Below are 1,588 nucleotides of genomic sequence, written 5' to 3'. Positions count from 1 at the left end.
GCACTGAGCGTGCCCAGTTCATTATGCGTAGTCTGCTGCAGCGGGCAGGCGCGCAGAGCGTTGGCGTGCCTATGGTCACGACCACCGATTATGTGAACACCATTCCGGCGGACCAGGAGCCTGTGTTCCCCGGTAATGAGGAGATCGAGCGTAAGTACCGTGCCTGGATGCGGTGGAACGCCGCTGTCATGGTGCACCGTGCCCAGTCCCCGGAGATTGGTGTGGGTGGGCATATTTCCACCTATGCCGGTGCCGCGACCTTGTACGAGGTCGGTTTCAACCACTTCTTCCGTGGCAAGAACCACCCCGGTGGCGGGGACCAGATCTTCTTCCAGGGCCACGCTTCCCCTGGCATGTACGCCCGCGCGTTCATGGAAGGGCGCCTGTCCGAGGAAGACATGGACGGGTTCCGTCAGGAACGCTCCAAGGAGGGCCATGCCCTGTCCTCGTACCCGCACCCGCGCCTGATGCCCGAGTTCTGGGAATTCCCGACCGTGTCGATGGGTATTGGCCCGATGAACGCGATCTACCAGGCCCAGTCCAACCGGTACCTGCATAACCGCGGCATCAAGGACACCTCCGAGCAGCAGGTGTGGGCGTTTTTGGGTGATGGTGAAATGGACGAGCCCGAATCACGCGGCCTGCTCCAACTCGCCGCGAACGACAAGCTCGATAACCTGAACTTCGTCATCAACTGCAACCTCCAACGCCTCGATGGCCCGGTCCGTGGCAACGGCAAAATCGTCCAAGAGTTGGAAGCGTTCTTCCGCGGCGCCGGCTGGAACGTCATCAAGGTCCTCTGGGGCCGCGAATGGGACGAGCTGCTCGCTAGGGATACCGACGGGTCCCTGGTCGATGTCATGAACACCACCCTTGATGGTGACTACCAAACGTACAAGGCCGAATCCGGCGGGTTCGTCAAGGAGCACTTCTTCGGGAAGACCCCGCAGACCAAGGAACTCGCCGCACACCTCTCCGATGACGAGGTCTGGAATTTGAAGCGTGGCGGACACGATTACCACAAGGTCTACGCCGCCTACAAGGCTGCCACCGAATTCAAGGGCAAACCCACCGTGATCCTGGCCCACACAGTCAAGGGCTACGGACTCGGCACCCACTTCGAGGCCCGTAACGCCACGCACCAGATGAAGAAACTCACCCTGCAGGACTTGAAGGACTTCCGCACCCACCTGCGCCTGCCCATCAGCGATGAGGTTTTGGAAGCGGACCCGTACCGTCCCCCGTACTACCGCCCCGGCCCGGACACCCCGGAAATCCAGTACCTCATGGAACGCCGCGCCGCACTGGGCGGGTTCCTGCCCGAACGCCGCAGCACCCACACCGCACTGGAACTGCCCGGAGATAAAACCTACGAGGTCGCCAACCGTGGCTCGGGCAAACAACAAGCCGCCACGACCATGTCGTTCGTGCGCGTGCTCAAGGACCTGATGCGGGACCCGAAAATCGGCCACCGCATCGTCCCGATCATCCCGGACGAGGCCCGCACCTTCGGCATGGACGCGTTCTTCCCCACCGCGAAGATCTACAACCCCAACGGACAAAACTACCTCTCCGTGGACCGCGACCT

1 protein-coding gene is annotated in these 1,588 nt (G+C 61.9%); it reads left to right on the top strand.

Going from position 1 to position 1,588, the window contains the following annotated elements; translation table 11 throughout:
- On the top strand, window positions 1–1,588 hold a 1,588-nt coding region (gene aceE / locus ACX80Q_RS18635; RefSeq protein WP_459332033.1), incomplete at both ends, for a pyruvate dehydrogenase (acetyl-transferring), homodimeric type.

This window comes from Arthrobacter sp. HLT1-20 (genome assembly GCF_054510895.1).
This window is presented reverse-complemented; position numbering and strand designations above follow the sequence as displayed.